Source organism: Siminovitchia jepli, from assembly GCF_047228825.1.
Taxonomy (GTDB): domain Bacteria; phylum Bacillota; class Bacilli; order Bacillales; family Bacillaceae_C; genus Siminovitchia.
Genome location: NZ_JBFEGN010000031.1, coordinates 14,288 through 39,995, shown reverse-complemented (window position 1 = coordinate 39,995; position 25,708 = coordinate 14,288). Strand labels below are relative to the sequence as shown.

Genomic DNA, 25,708 nt, shown 5'->3' with positions numbered 1-25,708 from the left:
AATTATCCCATATTTATCAAAATTTGGGGGGGTAAAATAAGTGAATTATCTCGAAGAATTTTTACTCCTCAAAGCTGCAGGTTCGCCGCTGCCATCTTTTATTAACTGTTATCCACGATCGTGAACATTTTATATTGAATGTTTGGCGTATATGCCGAAGAATCCTCATACGCCCAATATCTCATTCTGGTGTTGTACGTATGGGCATTCACCAGCGGCATGCCATTCGCATCTTTTCCGGTAACAATTGTATTGTGGTCGAATCTGCCATCACCCTGGAAGTCATAGCAAATGACATCACCGAGCTGGAGCTCCAAGGGATCGTCGACTTCTTTTGCCCTCAGTCCTGTTTTGGAATGTTGCAGGTAAGCTTTTAAAGCGTTGGCAACAGACCAGCTAAAACTCCAGTTTCTGTTCCGATACCACCAGCCGTTGCTCCTGTTGGGGTAGCCCCTCATCGGTGCCCCGCCAGCGTGAAGGCATTGTGATACATAATTTGTGCAATCCACTTCAAATTTGATATATGCCGGGTTGTAGTCGTTCCACCATCTTTCCGCGTAGCGAACAGCCTCTAAACGGTCATAATCATATCGGATCGGTTCATTTTCCTCTCTTTTCCAGCCTTCATCCATTTTTAACGGCTCCGCTTCGAATTCAACCGGCACTTCATCATCTTCAATTATGTGATTTTTATAAAATGCTGCTTTTCTTTTTTCCACCTCCTCTTCCATATAAAAGAAACTCCCCTGTTTAATCACATATTTAAAATGAAAATGATAAAGCAACTGGTCAATCTCTTTTTCCGTTCTTTTCTCCAATACTTGGCCGACCGCATCCACCTTTACGATTTCACACTTGCGGTTCGCCAAAGATTGTAATTTCCGGTTGACTTTATCGTCCCTTGATTTTTTCCTGCCCGCATACTCCTCTACTCTTTCTTCCAATTTGTTTTCTAAACAATCCCTCACCCTCACTTCATCCCTCCTCACTTATATATATGGGAGGAATAACTTTTTTTTCATCTATATAAAATGAACTTTTGAATGCAACGTGAAAATCTGACAAAAAGCCATTGCGTCTAGTCATTGGTCTTCCATCTTTTTTTGTGACTATTAGTATTCCATACCCGAAAAGATCGGTAATGGGATTCCGTTCCTTTGGCTGTTTTCGCCGAAATAAAGCCTGCGCGGGCAATGGGAGCTCGTTCCTTTGACCGTTTTCGCCGAAATAATGCCTGCGCGGGCAATGGCATTGGCCTGCCGGGCCAATTCATAATGAATACCGATCGTCTAAAATGATTGCATGTTAAACTCTTGCATTCATTATATATAACATAAAAAGAAGATGCGTTTTCGCATCTTCTTTTATCCTATATTTGAATTATTTGTCGTTATCTTCCCGTTGTTTTGCGCGTTCATTTCCGCCTTTTTCACCAATTTCTTCATAAAATTCCCTGTCATGGTTTTCGGAAGTTGCTTCTCCGCCTTTGCGGCCAATTTTTTCGTAGAAATCCCTGTCGTGATTTTCAGAGGTTGCTTCTCCGCCTTTACGGCCAATTTCTTCATAGAAGTCTTTTCCGTGAGATTCAGCCGTCGCTTCTCCGCCTTTTTTCCCGGCTTCCTCTACTGTCATTTTGTCGCGTTTGTTGTTGTTCTTGTCTGCCATTGAGAATTCCTCCTTAAAAGTTTTCTCTTACAGTTCTCTATGTTCCCGCTCATATGAGATTAAAACATTTTATTTCAAAAAATGATATTGTACTTGATTTGAAAACGGGTTTCAACAAAAAATTCAAAAGGGCTGAATGATGAACCATTTGAGGTGGGAGTCTTACTGCCAGTTAGAGCGTGATAACAAATCTAGCCCTTTATTGATTTCCTTCTGTACTTTCTCATCTTCTTCGTGATTTTGCGCCGACAGAAGTGCATTTCTTGCTTTCTCTCCGCCAATTTTTCCGAGCGACCACGCTGCCGTTCCCCTTATTTCGGGACGGGCATCTTCTTTTAATACCGTAATTAAATCATCTACAGCCTGCTCTTCCCTGAAATGAGCCAAGGCAATAATGGCATTTCGCTGAATGGGCTTTTTGCCCCGCCAGGAGCCGGCCATTTTACCGAATTTTCCCTTAAACTCCCGATTGGATATTTGGAGAAGGGACTGAAGCAGCGGCTTGGCTGTTTCGGGATCCGGTTCCATTTCGGGATGGAGATGATGGTCTTTTCCCTTATTTTTCGGGCAAACAGACTGGCATGTATCACACCCATACAAACGGTTCCCGATTTTTCCCCTGAATTCATCCGGCAAAAAGCCTTTCGTCTGCGTAAGAAAGGCAATACAGCGCTGTGCGTTAAGCTGCCCGGGCTCCACGAGTGCTCCCGTTGGGCAGGCATCAAGGCATTTCGTACATTCCCCGCATTGATCATGCAGCGGCTCATCCGGTTCAAAGGGTAAATTCGTAATCATTTCACCCAAATAAACGTAAGAACCAAATTCCGGCGTAATTATCGAGCAATTTTTCCCGCTCCACCCGATTCCCGCCCTTTCGGCCACTGCCCTGTCCACAAGCTCTCCGGTATCGACCATCAGCTTGAGTCTCGCATCACTAACCCGGGCTTCCATATATGCCGCCAACTGTTCCAGCTTTTGGCGGACCAAAACATGGTAATCAGTTCCCCATGAAGCCCGGCAAAAAATGCCTCTTCTGGCCCCCCGTTTTCCGCGTGGTGTTTCCTTCATTTTCGACGGATAGGCAAGCGCAATCGCAATAATCGAGCGCGGTTCCTCAAAAATAAGCTCGGGGTGCGTCCGCTCATCAATATTTTTATGTTCAAACCCGGACTGATAGCCGAGGGCTTCCTGTCTGATCAGCAAGTTTTTCATCTCAATAAAAGGGTCGGAACCGGCAAAACCGATTTTGTCAATTCCGATCTGCTTGCTGTACTCGATGATATCCTGCTTCAGCTGCCCATAATCCACCTGCTTTTCCTCCTTCCTGTTTTTGATTTTTATATAAAGCATACGCACAATCTGCTGATGCACAATGGCTTTTCTATTTATGATAAACTATTTTCAAGATCAATTGGAGGTGTAATCGTTGGAAGTTGCGTTGGACGAAACATTGCTGGCAGAGGTTCCAAACGCCAAATTTGGCATTATTCATTACGAGAATATAACAATCGGGCATTCTCCGCAAATGCTGAAGGGAAGGCTCCAGTTATTCCAGGAATCGCTTTTTTTTGAGCTGGAGAACAAAAACATCAGCGAAATACCCGAAATCAAAGAATGGCGTTCCGTTTTTAAAAGGCTCGGAAAAGATCCGAACCGCTACAGGCATTCGGCCGAGGCATTATACAGGCGCGTCAAAAAACAGAAATACATGCCATCGATCAACTCGGCCACTGATATAAATAACTTTTTTTCGCTCAAATACCGGATTCCACTAGGCATTTATGATAAAGACTTAATCAAAGGAAATGTGATGATCCGCAAAGGAAGAATAGAGGAAAGCTATCTAGGGTTAAATGGACGGGAGAACAGCGTGGAAAACCTACCGGTAGCGGCTGATGATGCAGGCCCTTTTGGCAGCCCTTTTGTGGATTCAATGCGTACCGCCGTCACCCCGGCTGCGAAAAACGCAGTGCAGATCGTTTATCTGCCTTTATCGATCGAAAAAGAGGAAGCTGAAAAATTGGTTGAATCATTGGCTTCCATGTTTACCCATATAAACGGCGGGAATTCCCGCTTTTCGATCCTCTCCAATTAAATCAAAAAACGCAGTGCTTCGTCCTTGATTGGAACGGAACACTGCGTTAGTAAAAAGATATGTATGGAGCATGATGGGATTTTACCCACAACAGCCAGAAGCTGCCCTCGCATACATTGTTGCATGCATTGATTATTATACAAAATGCGACAACGCACGGCAATGGTTGTCACAGAATGTTCAATTTTTCACAAAATCAGTCCCACGCATAAAGCGGCTGGATGCAGCCGCTTTTTCCTCGTTATACCAGCATATGATACGGATTTTCAAGATAGTCCTTGATCGTTTGCAGAAACCGGCTTGCCGGTACCCCGTCAATGGCCCTGTGGTCAAAGGTTAAGCTAAGCGGCAGCATACTTTGCCGTTTCACTTCTTCCCCAACGAAAACCGGCGTATCAGCAATCGACCCCGCCCCAAGGATCCCGACTTCGGGAGGATTTAGGATCGGCGTGAAAAATTCCACTCCTTCCGCTCCGAGGCTTGTGATTGTAAAAGTAGAGCCTTTCATCTGATCCGCCTCCAACGTTCCTTCTCTTGCTTTTTTCCCCAACACTTTGATCTCGTTGGATAGCTGTGAAACGGAGTACCTCTCGGCGTGTTTTATAACGGGAACAACGAGTCCATTTTCAAGGGCAACTGCCATTCCCAGATGGACCGAATGATAACTGGTGATTTGATCCCCCTCGTATGTACTATTCATCATCTTATGGTCCGCCAATGCCAGTACAGCTGCCCGCGCAATGAAATCAGTAATTGTCAATTTGACCTTTGCACGGCTGTTTGAATCAGGTTGGCCGTTTACTTTTTGCCTGAGTAAAAGCAATTCTGTGACATTTGCCCGCATATGGATGGTCAGCTGCGCACTTTGCTGGAGGCTTGAAAACATTCTTGATGCAATGACTTTTCTCATGCCGGAAACTTGTTTTGTTGATATTTCATCTTGCACCTGCTCTTCCCTTTTATGCACCTGCGGTTCTTCAACAGCTGCTTTTTTCTTTTCGATGGCTTTTTCCACATCTTCCCTTGTCACTCTTCCTTGCGGTCCGGTTCCAGTAATGTCATTGATATCAATGCCTTCTTGTTGGGCGAGTTTCCTTGCTGCGGGTGATATTCTGCTTTTCCGCTGCAGCCCCATCGGCTTTCGGGCCGGAGCTTCTGACGTTTGAATGGCAGCAGCTGTTTCTTTATGCTGTTCAGATTTTCCCTCTTCACCATTCCCTGTTTCGATTTTCTCCCCGGGCTGGCCGATATATCCGATCGCTTTTCCGACCGAAACGGTGTCATCGACATCTGCAGCGATTTTAAGCAATATCCCATTGTCCGGCGCTTCAATATCTTTTTCGATTTTGTCAGATGAAATAACGGCAACCGACTCCCCTTTTTCGACCTGTTCTCCCTGTTTTTTCAGCCACTCGACGACCGTTCCTTCTTGCATGCCCATCCCTAGTTTCGGCATAATAATTTCTACAGCCATGAAAACCCGTCTCCCTTCTGAAAAAAGCGTGCCAAATCACTGACACGCTGAACATGTTTTGGCAAAATGGCGTTTATATCGTCACAATCGTTTCATCACCGATCATTTCCGCAACCACTTGAAGAACTTTTTCCGGCGACGGCAAATAGAGATCCTCCAATGCCGGTGAAAAAGGAACCGGACTGTGCGGTGCCGTAATCATTTTGATCGGTGCATCCAAATAGTCAAACCCTTTATCGGCGACCAATGCCGAAATATCGGTTGCCGCACTGCAGCGCGGGGTTGCTTCATCAATAATAATAAGACGATTTGTTTTGGCAACAGAGGTTAAAATCGTTTCCTCATCGAGCGGCGACAAACTTCGGGGATCCACCACTTCCGCATCCAATCCGCTTTCCGCCAATTTGTCAGCTGCTTTTAGCGCCGTGTGGACTTGTTTGCCGATGGCGACAATCGTCAAATCTTCCCCTGCTCGTTTAATATCCGCTTTTCCAATCGGGATCGTGTAATATTGTTCATCCACTCCCCCTTTCATATTGTAAAGCGTCTTATCTTCAAAAAAGATAACGGGGTCATCATCGAATATGGATGAAAGGAGCAACCCTTTTGCATCAGCTGGAGTAGATGGGACGACAACCTTCAATCCCGGAATATGTGTAAAAAGGGCGTACAGGCTTTGTGAATGCTGGGCAGCTGCCCTGAAGCCCGCTCCATGCATCGTCCGGATCGTAAGCGGCACCTTCGCCTTTCCTCCGAACATATATCTGAGCTTTGCAGCCTGGTTCATGACTTCATCAAGGCAGCTTCCGATAAAATCGTTAAACATCAATTCCGCTATGGGACGCAGTCCTGTTGCCGCGGCAGTAACAGAGGCACCAATATAACCGGCTTCGGCTATGGGCGTGTCCAATACCCGGTCTCTGCCAAACTCTGTTACGAGTCCTTTTGTAACACCCATGACGCCTCCCCATGCATCTTCATCCTGCAAATGGTCCACCTCGGCTCCGCCCGCAACGTCTTCCCCCATTAAAACGACTGTCTCATCCCGTCTCATCGCCATTTTCATCGCTTCATTCAAAGCATCTGCATATGAAATATTCCTCGTCATTTTTTCCACCCCCATCAATTGTCGTAAGACACATAAACATCCTTGATCAAGTCGTCCGCAGAAGGAAAAGGGCTTTCTTCGGCAAATTTAACTGCGTCCTCAATTGATTTCTCGACCTGTATTTCAATATTGTCGAGCTCCCCGCCTGTTAACAATTCGTTTTCCGTTGCATAGTGGCGGAACCGTACAATGGCATCAAGCTCATTCAAATGCTGCTTCCGTTCCTCCTGCTTCTTATACGTTTGGGCATCCCCTTCAAAGTGTCCATAATTGCGGTAAGTAACGCATTCAATCAATGTCGGCCCTTCCCCGTTTCTTGCCCTTTCCACCGCTTTTTCTGCCGCTTTGTAAACGGCCATCACGTCTTTTCCGTCAACTGTTTCTCCGGGGATGTTGTAAGCCTTCGCCCTGTCGGCAATATTCGTACAGCTGGAAGCATAATGGAAAGGAGTAGCTTCAGCGTACCCGTTGTTTTCGGCAACAAATATAACCGGCAAATTCCAAATGGCCGCAAGATTAATTCCTTCGTGAAACGTTCCGTGATTGTTTGCCCCGTCACCAAAGAAACAGACAGCCACAGCATCCGTTTTCTTTGTTTTGGCCGTTAATGCCGCACCGACAGCCAAAGGGAATCCACCGCCTACAATTCCATTTGCACCAAGCATTCCTTTTTCAACATCGGCGATATGCATCGAGCCGCCTTTACCCTTGCAAAGCCCTGTGGCCTTGCCATAAATCTCCGCCATCATTCCCTTTAAGTCGCACTCTTTCGCTATGCAATGGCCATGCCCCCTGTGCGTACTCGTAATGCTGTCATGTTCGTTTAAATGGGCGCAAACCCCGACGGCCACTGCTTCTTGCCCGGCGTATAAATGCACAAAACCCGGGAGAACACCCGTCTGAAAAATTTCATGGACTTTGTCTTCAAATTGCCGGATCTCATACATTTTTTCATACATCCACCTGGCCTTTTGCTTCGTCAAACCAGCAGATAACGACACAGTCATGCTTGTTCCTCCTATCTTTTTTAAAAAGTCGGGAAAATTCCAAATCACTTTACTAATATTGCAAATAATATGCCAACTTGTAAAAATAGCCGATTCATGGGTTTCATATAAAAAAAATGATGGTTCATAGCAAAATCCAGCCTTCAGGCTGGGAATAAGCGATACACTTTATCATATTGTCTCACTTTTTCCCACTTAAAGATCGAATTTTTTCAGCTTTCTGTAAAATGTGCTTCGCGGCATGTTGATCATTTCAGCGGCTCTCATGACATTTCCATCTGTTGCCAATAGCGCATCTGCCATTTTGGATTTTTCTATTTGTTCTCTGTACGTAAGTTTTTCAATGGTTCGATTGTCCAACTGTTGTGATGTCTTCGCGGGGTTTAACATCGATGTGATCAGTTCGAGGGTCGGTTGACTGGCTCCGCTTTCCACATGAAGCCGTTCTAAAAAGTGAAGCAATTGCCTGATGTTTCCGGGCCACGGGAAGCTTTGCAAATATTCCGCCGCATCTTTAGAAAAATGAACGTTCCAGTTATTTTTGATGCAATAATCCTTTATCAAGTATGGAATATCTTTTGCGCGTTTTTTCAATGGAGGCACTTCAATCGGATAAACAAAAATGCGATAGTACAAGTCTTCCCTTAATCGTCCCTTCTCTACCAAATCATCCAAGTCGCGGTGCGAGGCAGTGATGATCCGTATATCAACAGGAACAGGTTTGAGTCCGCCTAAAGGAACAACTTCCCTTTCTTCGAGGACCCTGAGCAAAGCCACCTGCATCTCTTGGGAGATCTCGCCGATTTCGTCCAAAAAAAGTGTTCCCCCATTTGCCTGTTCAAATTTTCCTTTATGCCCGTTCCGCTTTGCCCCTGTGAATGCACCTTGCACATATCCAAAGAGCTCGCTTGCCAGCAAATCTTTTGGAATGGCGCCGCAATTGACGGCAATAAACGGGCCGTTTTTACGGGAACTGTTTAAATGAATGGCACGGGCCAGTATTTCTTTCCCGGTTCCCGTTTCTCCCGAAAGATGCACCGTTACGTCGGACCTGCTTGCTTTTTCCGCTTGGAGCAATGTATTTCGGAATGCTTCACTTGTTCCTTTGACACCTTCATATATAAATTTCGGGCGCATACACGGCGTTTGTTTCCGAACATTTTTTAAATAAATCTTATATCCTATCATGTCTTCTTTTTGTTGAAAAGAATATAGGGGCTGCTCGCCCAAAAATGAGAATCCTTCTGCTTTCACATCAGATATTGTCAATTGATGCCACTGTGGGAGCAGTTTTCGCATCCGCTCCGTTAACCAAACGATTTTCCCCTGATCATTGCATATGATCATCCATTCATCAGCGGATTGCACAAGTGATGCATGCTGCAGCAATTGCAATTCCCTGGATCGGGCATCCGCAACAAGGCGCTGCTCAATGGCGTAAGCAGCCGCTATGACGGACGGCAGGAGTTGCTCGTTGATTCCGAAGCCAACCGGGTAAGAGATATTCAATATCCCCGCCAGTTGGGCGTTTTCGTTCCAAATGGGGGAAGAAGAACACCCCCATGAATGGGAGGCAACAGCATAATGCTCGGGACCAATTATATGAATCGGCTCTTTGATCCTCAGGGCCGTGCCAATTGCATTCGTTCCCACCTCCTCCTCTGTCCATCTCACACCCTCAATAAAATTGATGGACTTCGCCTTATTCATAGCCATTTCGTGGCCATCCATGAAAAGGACATACCCTTCTGGGTCGACCAGTAAAAACAAGGACTTTGTGTGTTCAAAAAAAGGAAGCAAGCTTTTCAGAATTGGCAGGGCCGCATGGAGCAACTTTCTGTTTTCATTTTTACGTTGTTGAAAATTTTCTTTCGTCAAGATTGTCTCACCTTTGCCATCATAAGGATTTACTCCTTCCTGGCGGCAAAGAAACCAAGATTCCGAGATTCTTTTCTTAATCCGGCTTTCGTCCAATGAACCTTCTTTTACGAAGCGATTCCAGACAGAACGTTTTAACGAATCTTGTACTTCCACCAACTCCACCTCGCGTTTCCTATTTTTCTTGCTATTAACCATTTCGCCGAATTTGGAAAAATCCCTTTTTTATTCTGAATAGAGGGAATATTTTTTGCCGTCAACGCCAGTATGCCGCTAAATAGCACTTATACCGATTGTTCATTGCTGCCTTGACAGCCGGTTTGTGTCAGGGTTAAACTTCTCTGATTCTGTTAACTTGATGGTTTCAGGTATGGGAGATCAAAATGAACATTTCCATGACTCAAGTTGCCGAAGCCATGCTTACATGGTCGCAGGAAACAGCCTCATTTCTGCCATGTCGCTTGGTATTGTAGTAGGTCCGGCATCGGAGGCTTTCTGGCGGAATTCGATGAAATAAGGCTTGTGAATAGACTTGGCAAGCATTTGAAATAGAGAAAGGCTGCTTTTCCTATTTTCATAGGAGAAGCAGCCCATTTTGCAGGAAAAAATGAGCAAATAGAGAAAAACAATCCATCCCTTCAAAAAGTATAAAAAATATATCATGTGCCAATCTATCAGCAATAGACAGCTCATCCAGATGCAAGCAAGCGACGACAAGAACGCCGCCGAAATGATCGGCGGACTGACTTGTCTCTAGTGCGAGCAATAAACGTGGACACCACCGCCTGAGTCTGCAGACGGACTGCCTCCAGTACGGACAATCCCCTTCCATTGTTTTTAAAAAATATCAACCCATATTTTGATGGCTGTCGCCAATATCAACACGGCCAAAATGACTTGCAATACTTTTGTGTTTACCTTCTTGCCTGCAATGGCTCCAAGCGGTGAAGCAATCAAGCTTGCAACAATCATGATAAGCGCCGGAAAATAATCCACTTGCCCCGTTGTCACTTTTCCTATAGTTGCTCCGATTGAAGAAATGAAAGTAATGGCCAAAGATGAAGCAATGGTCATGCGAGTGGGAATTTTTAACATAACAAGCATGATAGGCACCAATAAGAATGCACCCGCGGCCCCTACAATTCCGGCTCCCAAGCCGACAATGAATGCAAGCAATGCTGCCAGCCACTTATTGAATATCACCTGATCAAAAGGAGTGTCGTCGATTCCTTTTTTCGGTATAAACATCATGACTGCGGCAACCAATGCCAATATGCCATATATTAAGTTAATGCCCCCTTCAGACATCAATTTTGAACCATAGCCGCCGATAAAGCTCCCGATTAAAATGCTGATTCCCATATATCCAATCAACGCCTTATTTAAGTAGCCGCCTTTTCGATACGCCCATACACCGCCAATTGTTGCGAAAAATACCTGAACGGCGCTGATTCCGGAAACTTCATGGGCGGTGAAAGCCGTCAATCCAAATAGGGGTGGAATATATAGGAGCATCGGATATTTAATGATAGAACCGCCAATTCCCAGCATTCCCGAAATATAGGATCCGGTAAAGCCAATTAAAAAAACGACAATGATAAATGTAAAATCCATTGTTCAACCCCCTTGAGAAAAGGGAACCAATGCGGTTCCCTTCATTTGTCAGGCTTTCTTAATCCAAAATTTGAAAATACCATTTTCTTCTTCTTGTTTCAATAGTTCATGTCCGCTTGATTTTGACCATGCAGACAAGTCACTTTTGGACCCTTTATCCGTTGTATGGATTTCCAATATTTCTCCAGACTCCAATTCATTCATCGCTTTTTTAGCTCTAACAATCGGCATTGGGCAAGCCAATCCTTTTGCATCTAAAAACTTTGTTGTTTCCATCTGTCATTCCTCCTGATAGATTATCTAACCGCACAGCGGTTTGGACCAATTTCCATTTCACGTTGTTTGTCAAGGTCGGGATTTATTTTTCCCATATTTGTTTCACGGATTTCCTGATAAGCATTTGGCTGGGGAGGCAGGTTTTCCGTTACCAGTTTTCTGAACTCTTCTTCACTTTCCACATTCAAACCGTGATTTTCTGCAAAAAGGGTGCCCAACTTTTCGGAAACACTCCCATCTTCATTCAATTCATCCATGATCATAAAGTGGGCAGGCAAAACAATCAGCTTTTCAGATAAGCTTCTATATCGCGAATACAATGTTTCCCGAAGGTCGCCCACCCAGTCTTGAGCCAATCCGGCAAGGTCGGGTCTTCCGATTGAGTCTACAAATAGGATATCGCCTGACAATAAATATTGCCCGTCTACGATAAAAGACGTAGATCCAATCGTATGGCCGGGAGAATAAAGGGCATGGATATCTATCGCGGCATTGCCTACAGTAATCACGTTGCCATCTTCCAAAGGCTGATAATCAAACGTCACCTCTGCAGCATCCTTGGGCGGAAGCCAGTACAAAGCTTTTGTCTGCTCTGAGATTTGTCTGCCTCCAGAAATATGATCGGCATGGAGATGAGTGTCCAGCACATGAGTAATTTTCGCATCTTTGCTTTGCGCAAATTCAATGAACACATCTACCATGCGGGTTGCATCGATAACGGCTGCTTCACCGTTAGAAATAACCATATATGACAAGCAGCCCTTTCCAATCCGGACAAATTGATAAATTTGTCCGCCGCTTTTCAAATCTCCGATTTTTACAGGCTCCAAATGTTCACTCCACGCTTTCATGCCACCTTGGAGGTATGATACATCCACCCCCTGCTCTGACAACATTTCAGCTACCATAACTGATGACCCTTCTTTTGCACAAACAACCAATATTTCTTTTTCTTTAGGGATGTTATCCAGAATTTCCTCCACGCCATCAAGCAGTTCAAAATAAGGAATGTTTAGATGGGCAATATTTTTCCCTTCAATTTTCCAATCGTCAAAATCATTGTTATTGCGGACATCCAAGATAAACAAATCCTCATTATTCAAGATTTTGTTTGTCACTTCCCCAGGTGTCATTGCTGTTACTGTCATTTTTACCCCTCCCGGTATGATTTCCGTCAAAAAAATTATATTCGCAATACTGCCATAATGCTATATGGATCAAACCCGATAATCCACTCGCCATTTATTTCGGTTTGCGGCACACCCATTTGTCCTGTCGTACTGATTAATTTCTGCATTTTTGCAGGATTTTTTTCCACATTCACTTCATTAAAAGCTATTCCTTTTTCTGACAAAAAATTTTTTAGCATGTCGCAATACGGACATCTTGTCGTTGTATATATAGTGACAGACATTATTGTTGACCTCCTTCAGTTTCTCCGGTCCATTTACTCATACCCGGTATGACATTAAAGACATTGTGAAATCCTTTATCTTTCAACTTTTTCGCTGCCAAATCGCTGCGGTTGCCTGTACGGCATATGACGAAAATGTCCTGATCTTTCCTTAGTTCATCCGCTCTTCCATCCAGTTCTCCCATTGGAATGGAAACAGCTCCGGGGATATGGCCGGAAGCATATTCCACAGCTTCCCTTACATCGAGTACAACAACAGGCTCATTGGCTTTCATTCTTTCTTTCAGCTCATCGTTACTGGCTATATGGGGGTACTTTTTCCCATCTGCTTCGTCATGAGAATGCTTTTTGAGAAAATGCCTTAATACACCGTTCTCTTCTAAAGTACCCAAGTATTGATGGCCTGTGCTCTCAGCCCAAGCTTTCATATCAGCTTGCGATCCTTTATCAGTCGCCTGGACCTCAAGTACCTTTCCCGGCTCCAATTGGTTGATCGCTTTTTTTGTTTTAACGATTGGCATTGGACATGCCAATCCCTTTGCATCCAGGATGACATCTGCACTTATTTTATCCACGCTTATACCTCCATTTGCTTTATTCTGCTTTCTAGCTGCTAAATCGTTGAAAAAGATCAATAACGAAAATATGGTTTATTGTATATTCCTGTTATTTCAGCATTAAATAAACAGATTGACATGGCCTATTTCGGCATCCGCAAGATAAGCGGCAACTCCGGCATATTCAATTCCATCCAAGAGTTCCTCTTGCTGCAGACCCAGTAAATCCATTGTCATCGTACAAGCAACTAACTTAATATCTTGCTCTTTAGCCATTTCAATTAACTCCGGAAGTGGAACGGCATTATGCTTTTTAATAATATTTTTGATCATTTTGGGACCAAGCCCGGCAAAGTTCATTTTGGAAAGCCCCATCTGGTCGGCACCTCTTGGCATCATCTTTCCAAACATTTTTTCCATAAAACCTTTCTTCACTGGAATGCTTTCTTCTTTTCTCAATGCATTCAAACCCCAAAAGGTATGAAAAATGGTTACCTCATGATCATATGCCGCCGCACCGTTGGCAATGATATAAGCTGCCATCGCTTTATCATAATCGCCACTAAACAAAACGATCGTCGTTTTCTTCTTCTCCATCATTGTTCTCCCCCAATTCTTATACCCTATTGGGTATTTATGATTGTAAAAAATAACCTATACACCTATGGGTATTATAATGATAAATAAAAATGATGTCAACTGTCTTTTTTAACGGCTGCGCACCAACAAATCGACTGCTTCTTTGACCAATGCCTCCGTATCCGCATCACCGTTTGCTTTTGCCAATTGAACACATTCAACCAAATTGGAACTGACGATAAGGCCTATGCTCCGGTCAATCGCAGATCTGGCTGCAGATAATTGGGTGATGACATCTTTGCAGTCTTTGTTTTCTTCCATCATCTTTAAAATCCCTCTTAACTGCCCTTCGATCCGTTTTACCCTGTTTTTTATCTGCGCATCATATTTCAACATACTCACCCCTTCCAAAAATCATTTTTCGATTGTAAGACTTAATAGTGATTATATGCCTATAAGGGTATATTGTCAAACTTGATATGCTTAGTGCAGAAATCTCGGAAATAAACTAAATCATCCATGTCAAACGCTATAGCGACAAGGGTTTTCAAAGTTAATCAATATGTGGGTATTTTCCCATTTTTTCTGGAAATTAAAGTCGCTTGCCAGGAATTTTTCTCCAAAAAATGGAAATGAGATCCAAGATAGATTTCCGACAGTATTCAAAAAACTTTACTTCATTAGAGTGGTAAAGTAAAATATGTATGTTACCTTGATTGGAGGTCCTTTTATGATCGGCATTATAGATTACGGAGCCGGTAATTTGCATAGTGTTGAAAAAGCAGTAAAAAAGCTCGGTTTTCCAACAAAAGTGATGGCTGCGCCCCGGGATTTTACAGGGATTGATAAAATGATTTTCCCTGGTGTCGGCAGTGCGGGGAAAGCGATGGAATACATTAGAAGGCATGGATTGGATCACAAAATAAAAGAAGCGATAAAAGCAGGAATTCCCTTTCTGGGCATTTGTTTGGGTATGCAGCTTTTAATGGAATATAGCAAAGAAAATGACACGGATTGTTTATCCATCTTTGATGGAGCCGTCTGCCCCTTTCAAAACAATCGAGTAAAGGTGCCCCATATGGGCTGGAATGAAGTTCATCAAAAAATAAAACACCCCATTTTCAGAAATATTCCGGATGCATTCGATTTTTATTTTGTCCATTCCTTTTACGTTCAGCCAAATCACGAGACGGATACGATTGGGATCACGGAATATGGCGAAGATTTTTGTTCAGTAATCGCAAAGGATAATGTCATTGGTGTACAATTTCATCCCGAAAAAAGTGCAGAAGCTGGTCTTGCGATATTGGAAAACTTTTGCGCCAACTTCTAAGGAGGCAGCCTGTTTATGCTAAAAAAACGAATCATTCCAGCAATCGATGTTGCAAATAACCGGGCCGTGAAGTACGTACAATTTCGGAACCCTGCTGATATTGGGGATCCGGCAGAGCTGGGCCAGAAATATGCTGAACAAGGAGCCGATGAAATCCTGTATTTGGACACGACGGCTTCTTTACACAGTCAGGATGTTAACTATGATTGGATTCGCCGTGTGGCCGAGAAATTATATGTTCCGTTTTCTGTAGTAGGCGGGATTCGGACCATCGCCGATTTCAAGCGGGTATTACGTGCTGGTGCGGATAAAGTCGGTGTGAATACAGCAGCTGTCAAGAAACCTGAATTATTAACTGAAGCAGCTCATATTTTTGGTAAGCAATGCGTCGTTTTGGCACTCGATGCCAAGCCGATTCAAAATGGCGACGGGAACATCATTCGCTGGGAAGTTTATACACATTCAGCGCATGAAAGCAGTGGAATGGACGCGATTGAATGGGCCTGTCGTGCGGAAGAATTAGGCGCCGGAGAAATCGTTTGTACAAGTATTGATCGGGACGGAATGAAAAATGGTTATGATATTGCGCTATTGCGTTCATTAACAGGGGCCGTGAACATTCCGGTCATTGCTTCCGGGGGCGCAGGAAATTTGGCACATATTCATGAAGCATTTAAAGATGGACATGCAGAAGCCGCTTTGGTTGCTTCCTTATTGCATTACGAAGAGTTAACGGTTATGGATATCAAGAAATACTTATTACAACATGGCATACCTGTACGTAATACCCACGGATAATGAATGCCGGATTTTCAGCAAACACCAGTCTGCTTTACTCGAGCGATAACAGTTGTTATCGCTCAAATTATTGATTGCCGCCCTACTTTTATCCGTTCCCGTTCATACTCTCTTGATGCCGCTTTTTCTCGCCCGTTCACGCCCGATTTTATTACCCCTTCTCTATCATGCATTTACAAAAGAAAATTCCTTCTCCTCTTCCTTCACAGGATATTTTCCTGTCATACAAGCCGTACATATTCCTTGATGAATGGTTTTATCCTTTACAATCGCTTTTTCCATTCCTTCTTCCGACAGATAGGCAATGCTATCTGCACCAATGATTTCGCAAATTTCATTTTCCGAATAATTCGCTGCAATTAATTCTTTTGTGGTGGACATATCAATGCCGTAATAACAAGGGTTTTTAATCGCCGGGGAAGCAATGCGCACATGCACTTCCTTCGCTCCTGCGTCTTTTAGCATTTTTACAATTCGTATGGATGTTGTACCGCGAACAATGGAATCATCGACCATAATAACGCGCTTTCCTTCGATCATGCTCCGGACGGGAGATAATTTCATCTTCACACCCAGTTCCCGCAAATCTTGAGAAGGTTGGATGAACGTTCTTCCTACATAGCGGTTTTTGACAATCCCTATTTCATAAGGCAATCCAATTTCTTCCGCGTACCCATTAGCTGCTGAAAAACTGGAGTCAGGAACACCGATCACCATGTCGGCATCTGCTGGTGCTTCCTTCGCTAATTCCCTGCCCATTCTTTTCCTTGATGCATGCACATTCACATGGTTGATTTCGCTATCGGGACGGGCCAAATATACATATTCCATTGCGCACATTTTCCGATGGCCACGGATGGCAAATCTTCTTGATTTCAGACCTGTGTCATCAATTGTCATGAGCTCACCAGGTAAAATTTCACGCTCAAAGGTTGCCCCAATTTGGTCAAATGCACAAGTTTCCGAGGCTACTACATAAGCATCTCCCACTCGTCCAATTGATAGTGGACGAATCCCTGCCGGGTCAAGGGCTGCATACATTTTATCCTCTGTAAGAATGATAAAGGCATAGGCCCCAACAAGTTGATGTAGTGCATCAGCAATGGATTCTTCATTTATTATACGGCCATTTCGTTTCATAAGATGGGCTAGCACTTCCGTGTCTGAAGAAGATTGAAAAATACTTCCTTGAGCTTCCAGTTGCCCACGAAGTTTATAGGCGTTCATAATATTACCGTTATGAGCTAAAGCAATACTTCCAGACTGGGAACTGAAAAGGAGCGGTTGGACATTTTCAATGACTTTACTGCCTTGAGTCGAATAACGAACATGCCCAACTGCTGCTTTTCCGCTCATTTCATCAAGCCTGGCATTTTTAAAAACATCATTCACCAAGCCCAGCCCTTTATATCCCTTTAATTCCAAACCATTACTTACAACAATCCCTGCCCCTTCCTGCCCGCGATGTTGTATGGAATGCAATCCGTAGTACGTTAATTCTGCTGCTTTATCATGTCCCCAAATTCCAAATACACCGCATTCTTCATTTATGCCTTTGATTTCAGCAAGCATGAAATAGCACCCTTCCATAGTTTTTCCAATTCCTTCACGTTTTCTCTTACTACTGATTGATGATTTACATGGATATCTAACTCATCTTCCGCTGTCACAACACCGATTTGTTTGGCATCTTCTACGATTTCCTCAAAACGTTTTTTATCGGAAGCTTTTACAGATACTAGAAAACGAGATTGTGTTTCACTAAATAATTCAACGGTTGCATTTCCGGATACATTTACTTTTGCTCCAAAACCTTTATCCGTAAAAGTACATTCAGCAAGAGCTACTGCTAACCCGCCTTCTGAAAGGTCATGTGCCGATGCCACGAGACCATTTTGGATGGCAGTTAATAATTGACGCTGTCTTTTTGCTTCTACTTCTAAATCGATTGCAGGTGCTTTTCCTTCGTATTTTCCGTTCGTTAATAGATTTTGAAGTTCACTTCCGGCAAATTCTGCTTCCGCTTCTCCAATACAATAAATCAGATCATCTGCTGACTGGAAGAAACTTGGTGTAATATGTTCCAGGGATTCATGTAAACCAACCATTCCAACAACCGTTGTTGGGAAAATCGCTTTTCCATCGGATTGGTTATATAATGAGACATTTCCGCTGATCACTGGTATTTCCAGTGCTTTACATGCCTCACTCATCCCTTCCACACTTTGTTCCATTTGCCAGAAGATTTCTGGATTATTTGGGTTTCCGAAGTTTAATCCGTCCGTAAGTCCAAGCGGTTTGGCACCTGAACAGATAATGTTGCGCGCAGCTTCTGCTACGGCAATTTTTCCACCTGTTTTCGGATCCAAATACATATATCTTGAATTACAGTCTGTCGTAATTGCCAGTGATTTATCTTTCCCTTTTATGCGAACAACCGCTGCATCTGAACCTGGTGCAAATACCGTATTCGTTTGGACCTGGTAATCGTATTGGTTATAAACCCACTCTTTACTAGAAATCGTTGGTTGCTGCAGTAATTGCTTTAAAGTTTCCGGATGGTTTGAAACTTCTGGTACCGTATTTTCGATGTTTTGGAAATCCTTGAAATAAGCTGGTTCCTTCGATGGAAGATAATAGACAGGTGCATCATCTGTCAGTGAATCCACCGGAATATTGGCCACAATTTCCCCGCGATGTTTAATACGAAATTTCTTCTCTTCGATTACTTTGCCAATTGCTACAGCATGTAAGCCATATTTTTCAAATACATCCATCATTTCTTGTTCGCGCCCCTTTTTAACGACAAGGAGCATTCTTTCTTGAGATTCCGATAGCATCATTTCATATGCCGTCATATGTTGTTCACGTTGTGGTACGAGGTCCAAGTTGAGTTCGATTCCTGTACCTGCTTTGCTTGCCATTTCACTCGCAGAAGAAGTAAGCCCTGCAGCGCCCATATCCTGGATACCGACAAGTGCATCTGATTTTATCACTTCCAAACAAGCCTCAATTAATAACTTCTCCATAAATGGATCGCCAACTTGAACAGCGGGTCTGTCTTTCGCTGCATCTCCGCCTAAATCATCAGATGCGAATGTTGCACCATGTATTCCGTCACGGCCTGTTGGAGATCCAGCGTAGATGACTGTATTGCCGATCCCTTTTGCTTGCCCTTTTTGAATATCCTCATGACGAATGAAACCAACACTCATCACATTTACTAAAGGGTTTCCTTCATAGCTTTCATCAAATTGAACCTCTCCGCCAACTGTTGGAACACCGACACAGTTCCCGTAACCCGCAATGCCGGCTACCACTTCAGAGAATAAATACTTTGTACGCTCCGTATTCAAATTACCGAAGCGAAGGGAGTTCATTGATGCGATTGGACGAGCACCCATAGAGAAAATGTCACGAATAATCCCACCAACACCAGTTGCTGCACCTAAATAGGGTTCAACAGCAGATGGATGGTTATGACTTTCTACTTTAAAAACAACTGCTTGATTGTCGCCAATGTCGATGATTCCCGCACCTTCTCCTGGACCTTGAAGAACCATTGGAGCTTTTGTCGGGAACTTTTTCAATAACGGTTTTGAAGATTTATAACTGCAATGTTCGGACCACATCACTGAAAAAATGCCCGTTTCCGTATAATTGGGGCGACGTTTTAAAAGATCTTTCACCATGGCATATTCTTGATCACTTAATCCCATTTCACGGTAAACTTTATCACGTTCAATTTGTTCCGGGCTGATCTCATGCTGTAACAAAGGACTTCCTCCAATTCTGTATAACGGACTTGAATAAGCGAACGCCATCATCACTGCCTAATAACGCTTCTACAGCACGTTCCGGGTGTGGCATCATTCCAAGTACATTTCCTTTATTATTCATAATTCCTGCAATATCTTCCAAAGAACCATTGGGGTTATTTTTGTAAGTGAAAACAATTTGATTATTTGCCTTAAGTTCTTCTAAAGTCTCTTGATCACAGAAGTAATTTCCTTCCCCGTGAGCGATTGGAAAACGAACGACTTCCCCTTTTTCATACAGGCTCGTAAACATTGTTTCATTATTTTCAACGACTAACTCTTCTTGGCGGCACATAAAGGAAACATTTTGATTGCGCATGAGCGCACCTGGAAGAAGGCCTGATTCTGTTAGTACTTGGAATCCATTACAAACGCCTAATACAGGTTTTCCTTTTGCTGCATGTTCTACCATTTGATTCATCATGTCAGATGTTGCAGCTATTGCACCAGATCGCAAATAATCTCCATAGGAAAATCCACCTGGAAGCAGAATGCCATCATAGTTTTCTAAATTACTGCATTGATACCAAACCAAATCTGCTTCTTCTCCCAATATTTCTTTTACAGCATGATGCATGTCACGATCACAATTGGAACCCGGAAAAACCACTACAGCAAATTTCACGACTGAACTGCCTCCTCCACCGTAAAGCGATAATCTTCAATAACAGGGTTTGCCAGCAAGCGATCACACATTTCTTTTACTCTTTCTTCTACATCAGGACCATCTGCTACTTGTAATTCCATGTACTTTCCAATACGGACGTCATTTACTTCTTTATAGCCCAATGAATGTAAAGAAGTTTGAATGGCTTTCCCTTGCGGGTCTAGTACACCTAGCTTCAATGTGATATAAACCGTTGCCTTTTTCATATGATTCGCTCCAGTCGTTTTAAAATATCTTCATATACTTTTAGTAAATCGCCAGTACCCTGACGAAATACATCTTTATCCAATTTATCTTGAGTCGTTTTGTCCCAAAGCCTGCAAGTGTCTGGGGAAATTTCATCGGAAAGTACAATCTGTGCCTCCGCATTTCTGCCAAACTCCAGTTTGAAATCTACTAAAATAACCTCCACTTTTGAAAAAAGCTCCCTTAATAGGTCATTCATCTTAAGTGCCTTATTTTTCATTTCCTGTAATTCTGCAGGTGTGACATTTGTTAAAAACAATGCATGTTCATCATTGATGAACGGATCTCCCAATTCATCATTCTTGTAATAGAATTCAACAATTGGCGGATCAAATGCTGTTGCATCCTCAATTCCTAATCGCTTCGCAATATTTCCTGCCGCCATATTTCGTACGACGACTTCTAGCGGAATCATTTCAGTTCGATAAACGAGTTGTTCCGTTTCGTTTAATCGTTTGATAAAATGCGTTTCTGCTCCTTTTGCGCGAAGATAGGTAAAGATGCGGGAAGATATTTCATTATTCAATCTTCCCTTGCCGACGAATGTCGCCTTTTTCTCTCCATTCATTGCGGTTGCATCATCTTTATAGGAGAGAACTAATTTTCCTGGTTCTCCACATGCTTGATAGACTTTCTTCGCTTTTCCCTCATACAAGAGTCCTGTTTTCAAGATTAAATTCCCCCTTCCGTTCATCCAATTCCGTCGAAAATTCTTTAGATGGCATGTCCCATCAATGAGGCAAAAAGTCTATTCTTCTCCCTCATGCTTGAGGCAAGATGAATGGCCCTTTTTACACAACAAAGAAAATCATGGTTCACGACACTAGTTTCGCCCATGATTTTTATAGCTTTTCAACGATTTGACTGAAAGTTCTTTTGTCCGTTGCATGGTTAAAATAGCTTGGAAAGTATCCAATGATGTGAATAAAGGAATATTGTAGCGTAATGCCAGTTCCCTCATATAACTTCCCATTTTTCCCTTATCCCGACCTTTGGTTGGTATGATCACTGCAGCAGTAATGTTCCCCATTTTAAACACTTCATTTAATGTTTGCACCTCTTTTTTGACCTTAACAGCAGTGATTCCATGTTGATTAAAAAAGTCGGCTGTCCCTTCCGTTGCGATGATTTTTACATTCGTTTTTTTCAATCGCTTTTGAATTTGTAACATTTTTTTCTTATCACGATTCGCGATGGAACAAAAAATATAATCAACGTGCTTCTGGCTTTGCTTGCGAATAGCTTGATTTTCTAGCACTTTATACAGTGCTTCCTTGTATGTTTCTCCAAGTCCAAGTATTTCTCCAGTTGATTTCATTTCCGGTCCCAAGATTGGATCTACATCCTTTAATTTATGAAAAGAAAAGACAGGAGCTTTAACAGCTGTAAAATTGGGTTCCGTTGCTAAACCTGCTTGATCCAACAACTGTCCCAATTGGGTGGACACACCTAATTCAACGATCGGGATTCCAGTCACTTTGCTTAAAATTGGAATCGTTCTTGATGCACGCGGATTTACTTCCAGACAATAGATTTGATTTTGATGGATGACAAATTGGATGTTTACTAATCCGATAATCCCAGCTTCGACACAAATTTTTTTTGTATACTCAACCAATTTTCTCTTCTCTGTGCCACTTAATGTTTTGGGCGGATATATACTAATGCTGTCTCCAGAATGAACGCCGGCTTCTTCAATATGTTCAAAAATTCCTGCGACATAAACGTTTTGGCCATCACTTACGCCATCCATTTCGCATTCCAAACCTGAAACATATTGATCCACTAATAGTGGCCATGTCCGAGTATCTGTATATTGAAGGGTTTGTAAATAATGATCCAATTCTTCCTCATGAAAAATGACTTCCATCGATTGCCCAGCTATCACATACGACGGCCGCACAATGACTGGATACCCTAATTGTTTGGCAGCAGATTTGAGCATCTCGGTGTTAAATGCTACAGTCCCTTTTATATGGGGGATATCCAATTGGTCTAGCAGTTGATAAAATTGCTCTCTATTCTCAAATTGGTCGATCGTTTCAACTGATGTACCCAACACCTCGACACCTTCATTTTTCAGTTCTTCTCCAAGGTTAATCGCTGTCTGGCCGCCGAATTGAACAAACACGCCTTCAGGATTTTCCATTTCAATGATATGAAGAAGATCCTCTAACGTTAAAGGTTCGAAATACAACTTATCAGCTGCTGAATAATCGGTGCTTACCGTTTCCGGATTGTTATTGACGACAATCGTTTCATACCCCTGTTTTTTTAATGCACGAACGGCATGAACACAGCAATAATCGAACTCGATTCCCTGGCCGATCCGAATAGGGCCTGATCCGATGACTAATGCTTTCTTACGGCTGGAAACCTCCGCCTCGTTGCTCCCTTGCCATGTCGAATAATAATAAGGTGTCTCCGCTTCAAATTCTCCTGCACAAGTATCTACCTGTTTATAAGAGGGAATCAAGCCGAGAGCCTTTCTTTTGTCCCGGATTTGCTTTTCTGTGCATCCGAGCAAAGAAGCAATATGTGTATCACCCATATTCATCTTTTTGGATTTTTTCAGCATATCAATCGGCAAACGGTGGACAGTGTAAGACGATAGCGTTTGTTCAAAATCAACCATTTTATTTATTTTTCTTAAAAACCAATCATCTATTTTCGTCATTTCTTGTATTTTTTCTCGTTCAATACCTCTCCTAAATGCCTCCGCAATCGCAAAAAGTTGCAAGTCTGCCGGGTCAAAGAGGTAATGTTCCAGTTCAGACAATGATAAATGCTTGAGCATTGGATGAAATAAACCGTACACTTTATACTCCAATGATCTTAATCCTTTGTTTAATACAGCTTCAAACGTCCGTTCAATCGCCATTGTTTCCCCTGTTGCCTTCATTTGTGTCCCCAGGTGCCGGTCTGCATCAGGAAACTTGTCAAAGGGGAAACGGGGAAGCTTCACAACGATATAATCCAAAGCAGGTTCAAATGAAGCAAATGTGTTGCCGGTGACAGGGTTGATAATTTCATCCAAATGATACCCAACGGCGCACAACGTGGCGATCCGAGCAATCGGATAACCGGTTGCTTTAGACGCAAGTGCAGATGAGCGGCTGACCCTTGGATTCACTTCAATAATGTAGTACTGATTGGAATCCGGATCTACAGCAAATTGGATATTACATCCACCGATGACACCCAGTGCACGAATGACCTTTAATGAGGAATTCCGAAGAATTTGGTATTGTTCATCTGTTAACGTTTGCGATGGCGCCACTACGATTGAATCACCTGTGTGCACACCGACCGGATCCATGTTCTCCATATTGCATACGATGATACAAGTATCGTTTGCATCTCTGATGACTTCATATTCTATTTCTTTCCAGCCTTTAATGCTTCGCTCTATGAGCACTTCATGTATGGGACTCAAGGATAGGCCGTTTTTCAAGATTTCAACCAGTTCAGCTTTATTTTCAGCGAATCCCCCTCCGCTTCCGCCCAATGTGTAAGCAGGACGGATAATGACTGGAAAGCCAGCCTTCTCTATAAATGCCAGCCCTTCTTCGACACTATGCACGATTGCCGATTCGGGAATGGGCTCATCTATCGCAATCATCAAGTCTCTGAATCTTTCTCTGCTTTCTCCATTTTTTATCGCCTCGACAGGAGTTCCCAACAGTTTTACATGATATTTTTCCAGTATCTTTTTTTCATGGAGTTGAACAGTGATATTTAAGCCGGTTTGGCCGCCAAGCGTCCCAATGATGCCATCCGGCTGTTCGATTTGAATTATTTTTTCAACCGTCTCGACCATGATCGGTTCAATATAAACATGGTCAGCGATATGCTCATCTGTCATAATGGTGGCGGGATTGTTATTTAATAAAACAATTTCAATCCCCTCATCTTTAAGGGCAAGACATGCTTGTGTGCCTGCATAATCAAATTCGGCTGCTTGGCCGATTACGACCGGTCCTGAGCCGATTACAAGGACTTTTTTTATGTTGTTATTGTAAGGCATATGATATAACTCCCGAATATTGATTTAACAAATGCATAAATTGATCAAAGATGTACTCCGTATCCTGGGGGCCTGGATGTGCTTCAGGGTGAAATTGAACGGTCATAATGGGTCTATTTCTATGGCGCAAACCTTCAATCGTTCCATCATTGACATTTTTAAAGGAGATGGCAAACGCTGCTTCATCAACTGTCGAATCCTCTACGACATATCCATGGTTCTGAGCGGTCATAAAGACTTTTTCCGTTTCAAGATCTTTCACCGGATGATTTCCCCCGCGATGGCCAAAAAGAAGTTTTTTCGTTTTTGCTCCATAAGCCAAAGCAATTAATTGGTGTCCCAGGCATATCCCAAGCGTTGGATAGGATTCTGTTATGTTTCTGATTTTTAGCAACTGATCACTAGCTGTTACAGGGTCCCCAGGTCCATTACTAATTATTACACCATCTGGTTTTAAGGCATGTATTTCTTCCAATGGATAGTGATACGGAACAATTGTCACCTTGCATTTTGCATGCAGCAAGTAATGTAAGATAGATTTTTTGTAACCGAAGTCCAACAATATGATGTGCGGACCATCATTTGCGTGAGTAAAAATCTTTTTAGCCGTTACTTGATGAAATAAATTTTCGGTTTCCCAATCAGGTATATGAGCCGTTTTATCATGGGATATTACACCTTTAACAGTTCCTTTTTTTCGAATCGTTTTTACAAGTTTCCTTGTGTCAACCTCCGTAAGACACGGCAGATTATATTTTTCCAGCATATTTATGAACGAGCCGGTCGCTGTGAAATGATTGGGCTCAGCGCATAGTTCGCCAGTCACCATTCCTTTGACATGCGGTTTCGGACTTTCATTATATTCCTTATTTATACCGTAATTTCCGATCAACGGATAAGAAAAGACAACAATTTGGCCTGCATAAGAAGGATCGGTGATGATTTCCTGATATCCTGTCATGCTTGTATTAAACACAACTTCGCCGCAAATATCTGGCACATTGCCTATTAATTTCCCTTCAAACCTTTCGCCTGTTTCCAGAATTAAAAAACCTTGTTTCACCACAATCCCCCTCCAGCTCCATGACAATTTTGCTGCAAATCATATGCTATTGTCATGATGACATGAAAAAGATGTAACCCACCATATTT

At 42.9% G+C, this 25,708-nt stretch carries 24 protein-coding genes; 3 read left to right on the top strand and 21 right to left on the bottom strand.

What is annotated here, in order from left to right:
• Window positions 1-101: 101 nt before the first annotated feature.
• From AB1L08_RS11870 to queG, 3 genes are all read right to left on the bottom strand, one after another.
• On the bottom strand, window positions 102-968 hold the full coding sequence (locus AB1L08_RS11870; RefSeq protein ID WP_413064872.1) for an amidase domain-containing protein: 867 nt from the start codon (window positions 966-968) through the stop codon (window positions 102-104).
• A gap of 412 nt (window positions 969-1,380) precedes the next feature.
• Entirely contained in the window at window positions 1,381-1,665 is a 285-nt protein-coding gene (locus AB1L08_RS11865) for a KGG domain-containing protein (protein ID WP_413064871.1), read from the bottom strand.
• A gap of 162 nt (window positions 1,666-1,827) precedes the next feature.
• Window positions 1,828-2,973: a tRNA epoxyqueuosine(34) reductase QueG gene (gene queG / locus AB1L08_RS11860; protein WP_413064870.1), complete on the bottom strand. Its 1,146-nt coding sequence runs from the start codon at window positions 2,971-2,973 to the stop codon at window positions 1,828-1,830.
• A 118-nt stretch (window positions 2,974-3,091) separates the two neighbouring features.
• Between queG and AB1L08_RS11855 the strand changes: the two genes are divergently transcribed.
• Window positions 3,092-3,760: a B3/B4 domain-containing protein gene (locus tag AB1L08_RS11855; RefSeq protein ID WP_413064869.1), complete on the top strand. Its 669-nt coding sequence runs from the start codon at window positions 3,092-3,094 to the stop codon at window positions 3,758-3,760.
• A 241-nt stretch (window positions 3,761-4,001) separates the two neighbouring features.
• Here AB1L08_RS11855 and AB1L08_RS11850 read toward each other — a convergent pair whose 3' ends face one another.
• The 11 genes from AB1L08_RS11850 to AB1L08_RS11800 all read right to left on the bottom strand — a co-directional run bounded on the left by AB1L08_RS11850 (window position 4,002) and on the right by AB1L08_RS11800 (window position 14,063).
• Window positions 4,002-5,234 carry a dihydrolipoamide acetyltransferase family protein gene (locus tag AB1L08_RS11850; protein WP_413064868.1) on the bottom strand — a complete coding sequence of 411 codons (1,233 nt, stop codon included), beginning with the start codon at window positions 5,232-5,234 and terminating at the stop codon, window positions 4,002-4,004.
• 73 nt (window positions 5,235-5,307) lie between these two features.
• Entirely contained in the window at window positions 5,308-6,342 is a 1,035-nt protein-coding gene (locus AB1L08_RS11845) for an alpha-ketoacid dehydrogenase subunit beta (protein ID WP_413064867.1), read from the bottom strand.
• 14 nt (window positions 6,343-6,356) lie between these two features.
• Window positions 6,357-7,349, bottom strand: a complete 993-nt coding sequence (locus AB1L08_RS11840) for a thiamine pyrophosphate-dependent dehydrogenase E1 component subunit alpha (protein WP_413064866.1) — start codon at window positions 7,347-7,349, stop codon at window positions 6,357-6,359.
• Between the two features lie 195 nt (window positions 7,350-7,544).
• Window positions 7,545-9,383, bottom strand: coding sequence for a sigma-54-dependent Fis family transcriptional regulator (locus AB1L08_RS11835; protein ID WP_413064865.1), 1,839 nt, complete (start codon window positions 9,381-9,383; stop codon window positions 7,545-7,547).
• Between the two features lie 681 nt (window positions 9,384-10,064).
• Complete coding sequence (locus AB1L08_RS11830) at window positions 10,065-10,841, bottom strand: sulfite exporter TauE/SafE family protein (RefSeq protein ID WP_413064864.1); 777 nt, start codon at window positions 10,839-10,841, stop codon at window positions 10,065-10,067.
• Window positions 10,842-10,889: 48 nt separating this feature from the next.
• Window positions 10,890-11,117, bottom strand: a complete 228-nt coding sequence (locus AB1L08_RS11825; RefSeq protein WP_413064863.1) for a sulfurtransferase TusA family protein — start codon at window positions 11,115-11,117, stop codon at window positions 10,890-10,892.
• A 20-nt stretch (window positions 11,118-11,137) separates the two neighbouring features.
• On the bottom strand, window positions 11,138-12,265 hold the full coding sequence (locus AB1L08_RS11820; RefSeq protein WP_413064862.1) for an MBL fold metallo-hydrolase: 1,128 nt from the start codon (window positions 12,263-12,265) through the stop codon (window positions 11,138-11,140).
• A 35-nt stretch (window positions 12,266-12,300) separates the two neighbouring features.
• Window positions 12,301-12,531 carry a glutaredoxin family protein gene (locus AB1L08_RS11815; RefSeq protein WP_413064861.1) on the bottom strand — a complete coding sequence of 77 codons (231 nt, stop codon included), beginning with the start codon at window positions 12,529-12,531 and terminating at the stop codon, window positions 12,301-12,303.
• Window positions 12,531-13,106, bottom strand: coding sequence for a sulfurtransferase TusA family protein (locus tag AB1L08_RS11810; RefSeq protein ID WP_413064860.1), 576 nt, complete (start codon window positions 13,104-13,106; stop codon window positions 12,531-12,533). The genes AB1L08_RS11815 and AB1L08_RS11810 overlap by 1 nt, the downstream gene beginning before the upstream one ends.
• A 102-nt stretch (window positions 13,107-13,208) precedes the next feature.
• On the bottom strand, window positions 13,209-13,688 hold the full coding sequence (locus AB1L08_RS11805; protein ID WP_413064859.1) for a DsrE/DsrF/DrsH-like family protein: 480 nt from the start codon (window positions 13,686-13,688) through the stop codon (window positions 13,209-13,211).
• 108 nt (window positions 13,689-13,796) lie between these two features.
• A complete protein-coding gene (locus AB1L08_RS11800) occupies window positions 13,797-14,063 on the bottom strand; it encodes a metal-sensitive transcriptional regulator (protein ID WP_413064858.1) in 267 nt (88 codons plus the stop codon).
• Window positions 14,064-14,397: 334 nt separating this feature from the next.
• On the opposite strand from AB1L08_RS11800, the gene hisH reads away from it, so the two are divergent.
• Window positions 14,398-15,000 (top strand): imidazole glycerol phosphate synthase subunit HisH, encoded by a 603-nt coding sequence (gene hisH, locus AB1L08_RS11795; protein WP_413064857.1) that lies wholly within the window; start codon window positions 14,398-14,400, stop codon window positions 14,998-15,000.
• 15 nt (window positions 15,001-15,015) lie between these two features.
• Window positions 15,016-15,798: an imidazole glycerol phosphate synthase subunit HisF gene (gene hisF / locus AB1L08_RS11790; RefSeq protein ID WP_413064856.1), complete on the top strand. Its 783-nt coding sequence runs from the start codon at window positions 15,016-15,018 to the stop codon at window positions 15,796-15,798.
• Window positions 15,799-15,963: 165 nt separating this feature from the next.
• On the opposite strand, the gene purF is transcribed toward hisF, so the two are convergent.
• The 7 genes from purF to AB1L08_RS11755 form a co-directional block, all read right to left on the bottom strand.
• A complete protein-coding gene (gene purF, locus AB1L08_RS11785) occupies window positions 15,964-17,370 on the bottom strand; it encodes an amidophosphoribosyltransferase (RefSeq protein WP_413064855.1) in 1,407 nt (468 codons plus the stop codon).
• Window positions 17,346-19,622 carry a phosphoribosylformylglycinamidine synthase subunit PurL gene (gene purL, locus AB1L08_RS11780; protein WP_413064854.1) on the bottom strand — a complete coding sequence of 759 codons (2,277 nt, stop codon included), beginning with the start codon at window positions 19,620-19,622 and terminating at the stop codon, window positions 17,346-17,348. Before purL ends, purF begins: the two co-directional genes overlap by 25 nt.
• Window positions 19,561-20,241, bottom strand: coding sequence for a phosphoribosylformylglycinamidine synthase subunit PurQ (purQ, locus tag AB1L08_RS11775; RefSeq protein ID WP_413064853.1), 681 nt, complete (start codon window positions 20,239-20,241; stop codon window positions 19,561-19,563). Before purQ ends, purL begins: the two co-directional genes overlap by 62 nt.
• The gene (gene purS, locus AB1L08_RS11770; RefSeq protein ID WP_413064852.1) at window positions 20,238-20,489 is read right to left on the bottom strand and encodes a phosphoribosylformylglycinamidine synthase subunit PurS; all 252 of its coding nucleotides are present in this window, start codon (window positions 20,487-20,489) and stop codon (window positions 20,238-20,240) included. Before purS ends, purQ begins: the two co-directional genes overlap by 4 nt.
• A complete protein-coding gene (gene purC, locus AB1L08_RS11765; protein WP_413064851.1) occupies window positions 20,486-21,199 on the bottom strand; it encodes a phosphoribosylaminoimidazolesuccinocarboxamide synthase in 714 nt (237 codons plus the stop codon). Before purC ends, purS begins: the two co-directional genes overlap by 4 nt.
• A 153-nt stretch (window positions 21,200-21,352) precedes the next feature.
• Window positions 21,353-24,556 (bottom strand): carbamoyl-phosphate synthase (glutamine-hydrolyzing) large subunit, encoded by a 3,204-nt coding sequence (gene carB, locus AB1L08_RS11760; RefSeq protein WP_413064850.1) that lies wholly within the window; start codon window positions 24,554-24,556, stop codon window positions 21,353-21,355.
• Window positions 24,543-25,619 carry a carbamoyl phosphate synthase small subunit gene (locus AB1L08_RS11755; RefSeq protein ID WP_413064849.1) on the bottom strand — a complete coding sequence of 359 codons (1,077 nt, stop codon included), beginning with the start codon at window positions 25,617-25,619 and terminating at the stop codon, window positions 24,543-24,545. The genes carB and AB1L08_RS11755 overlap by 14 nt, the downstream gene beginning before the upstream one ends.
• Window positions 25,620-25,708 lie beyond the last annotated feature (89 nt).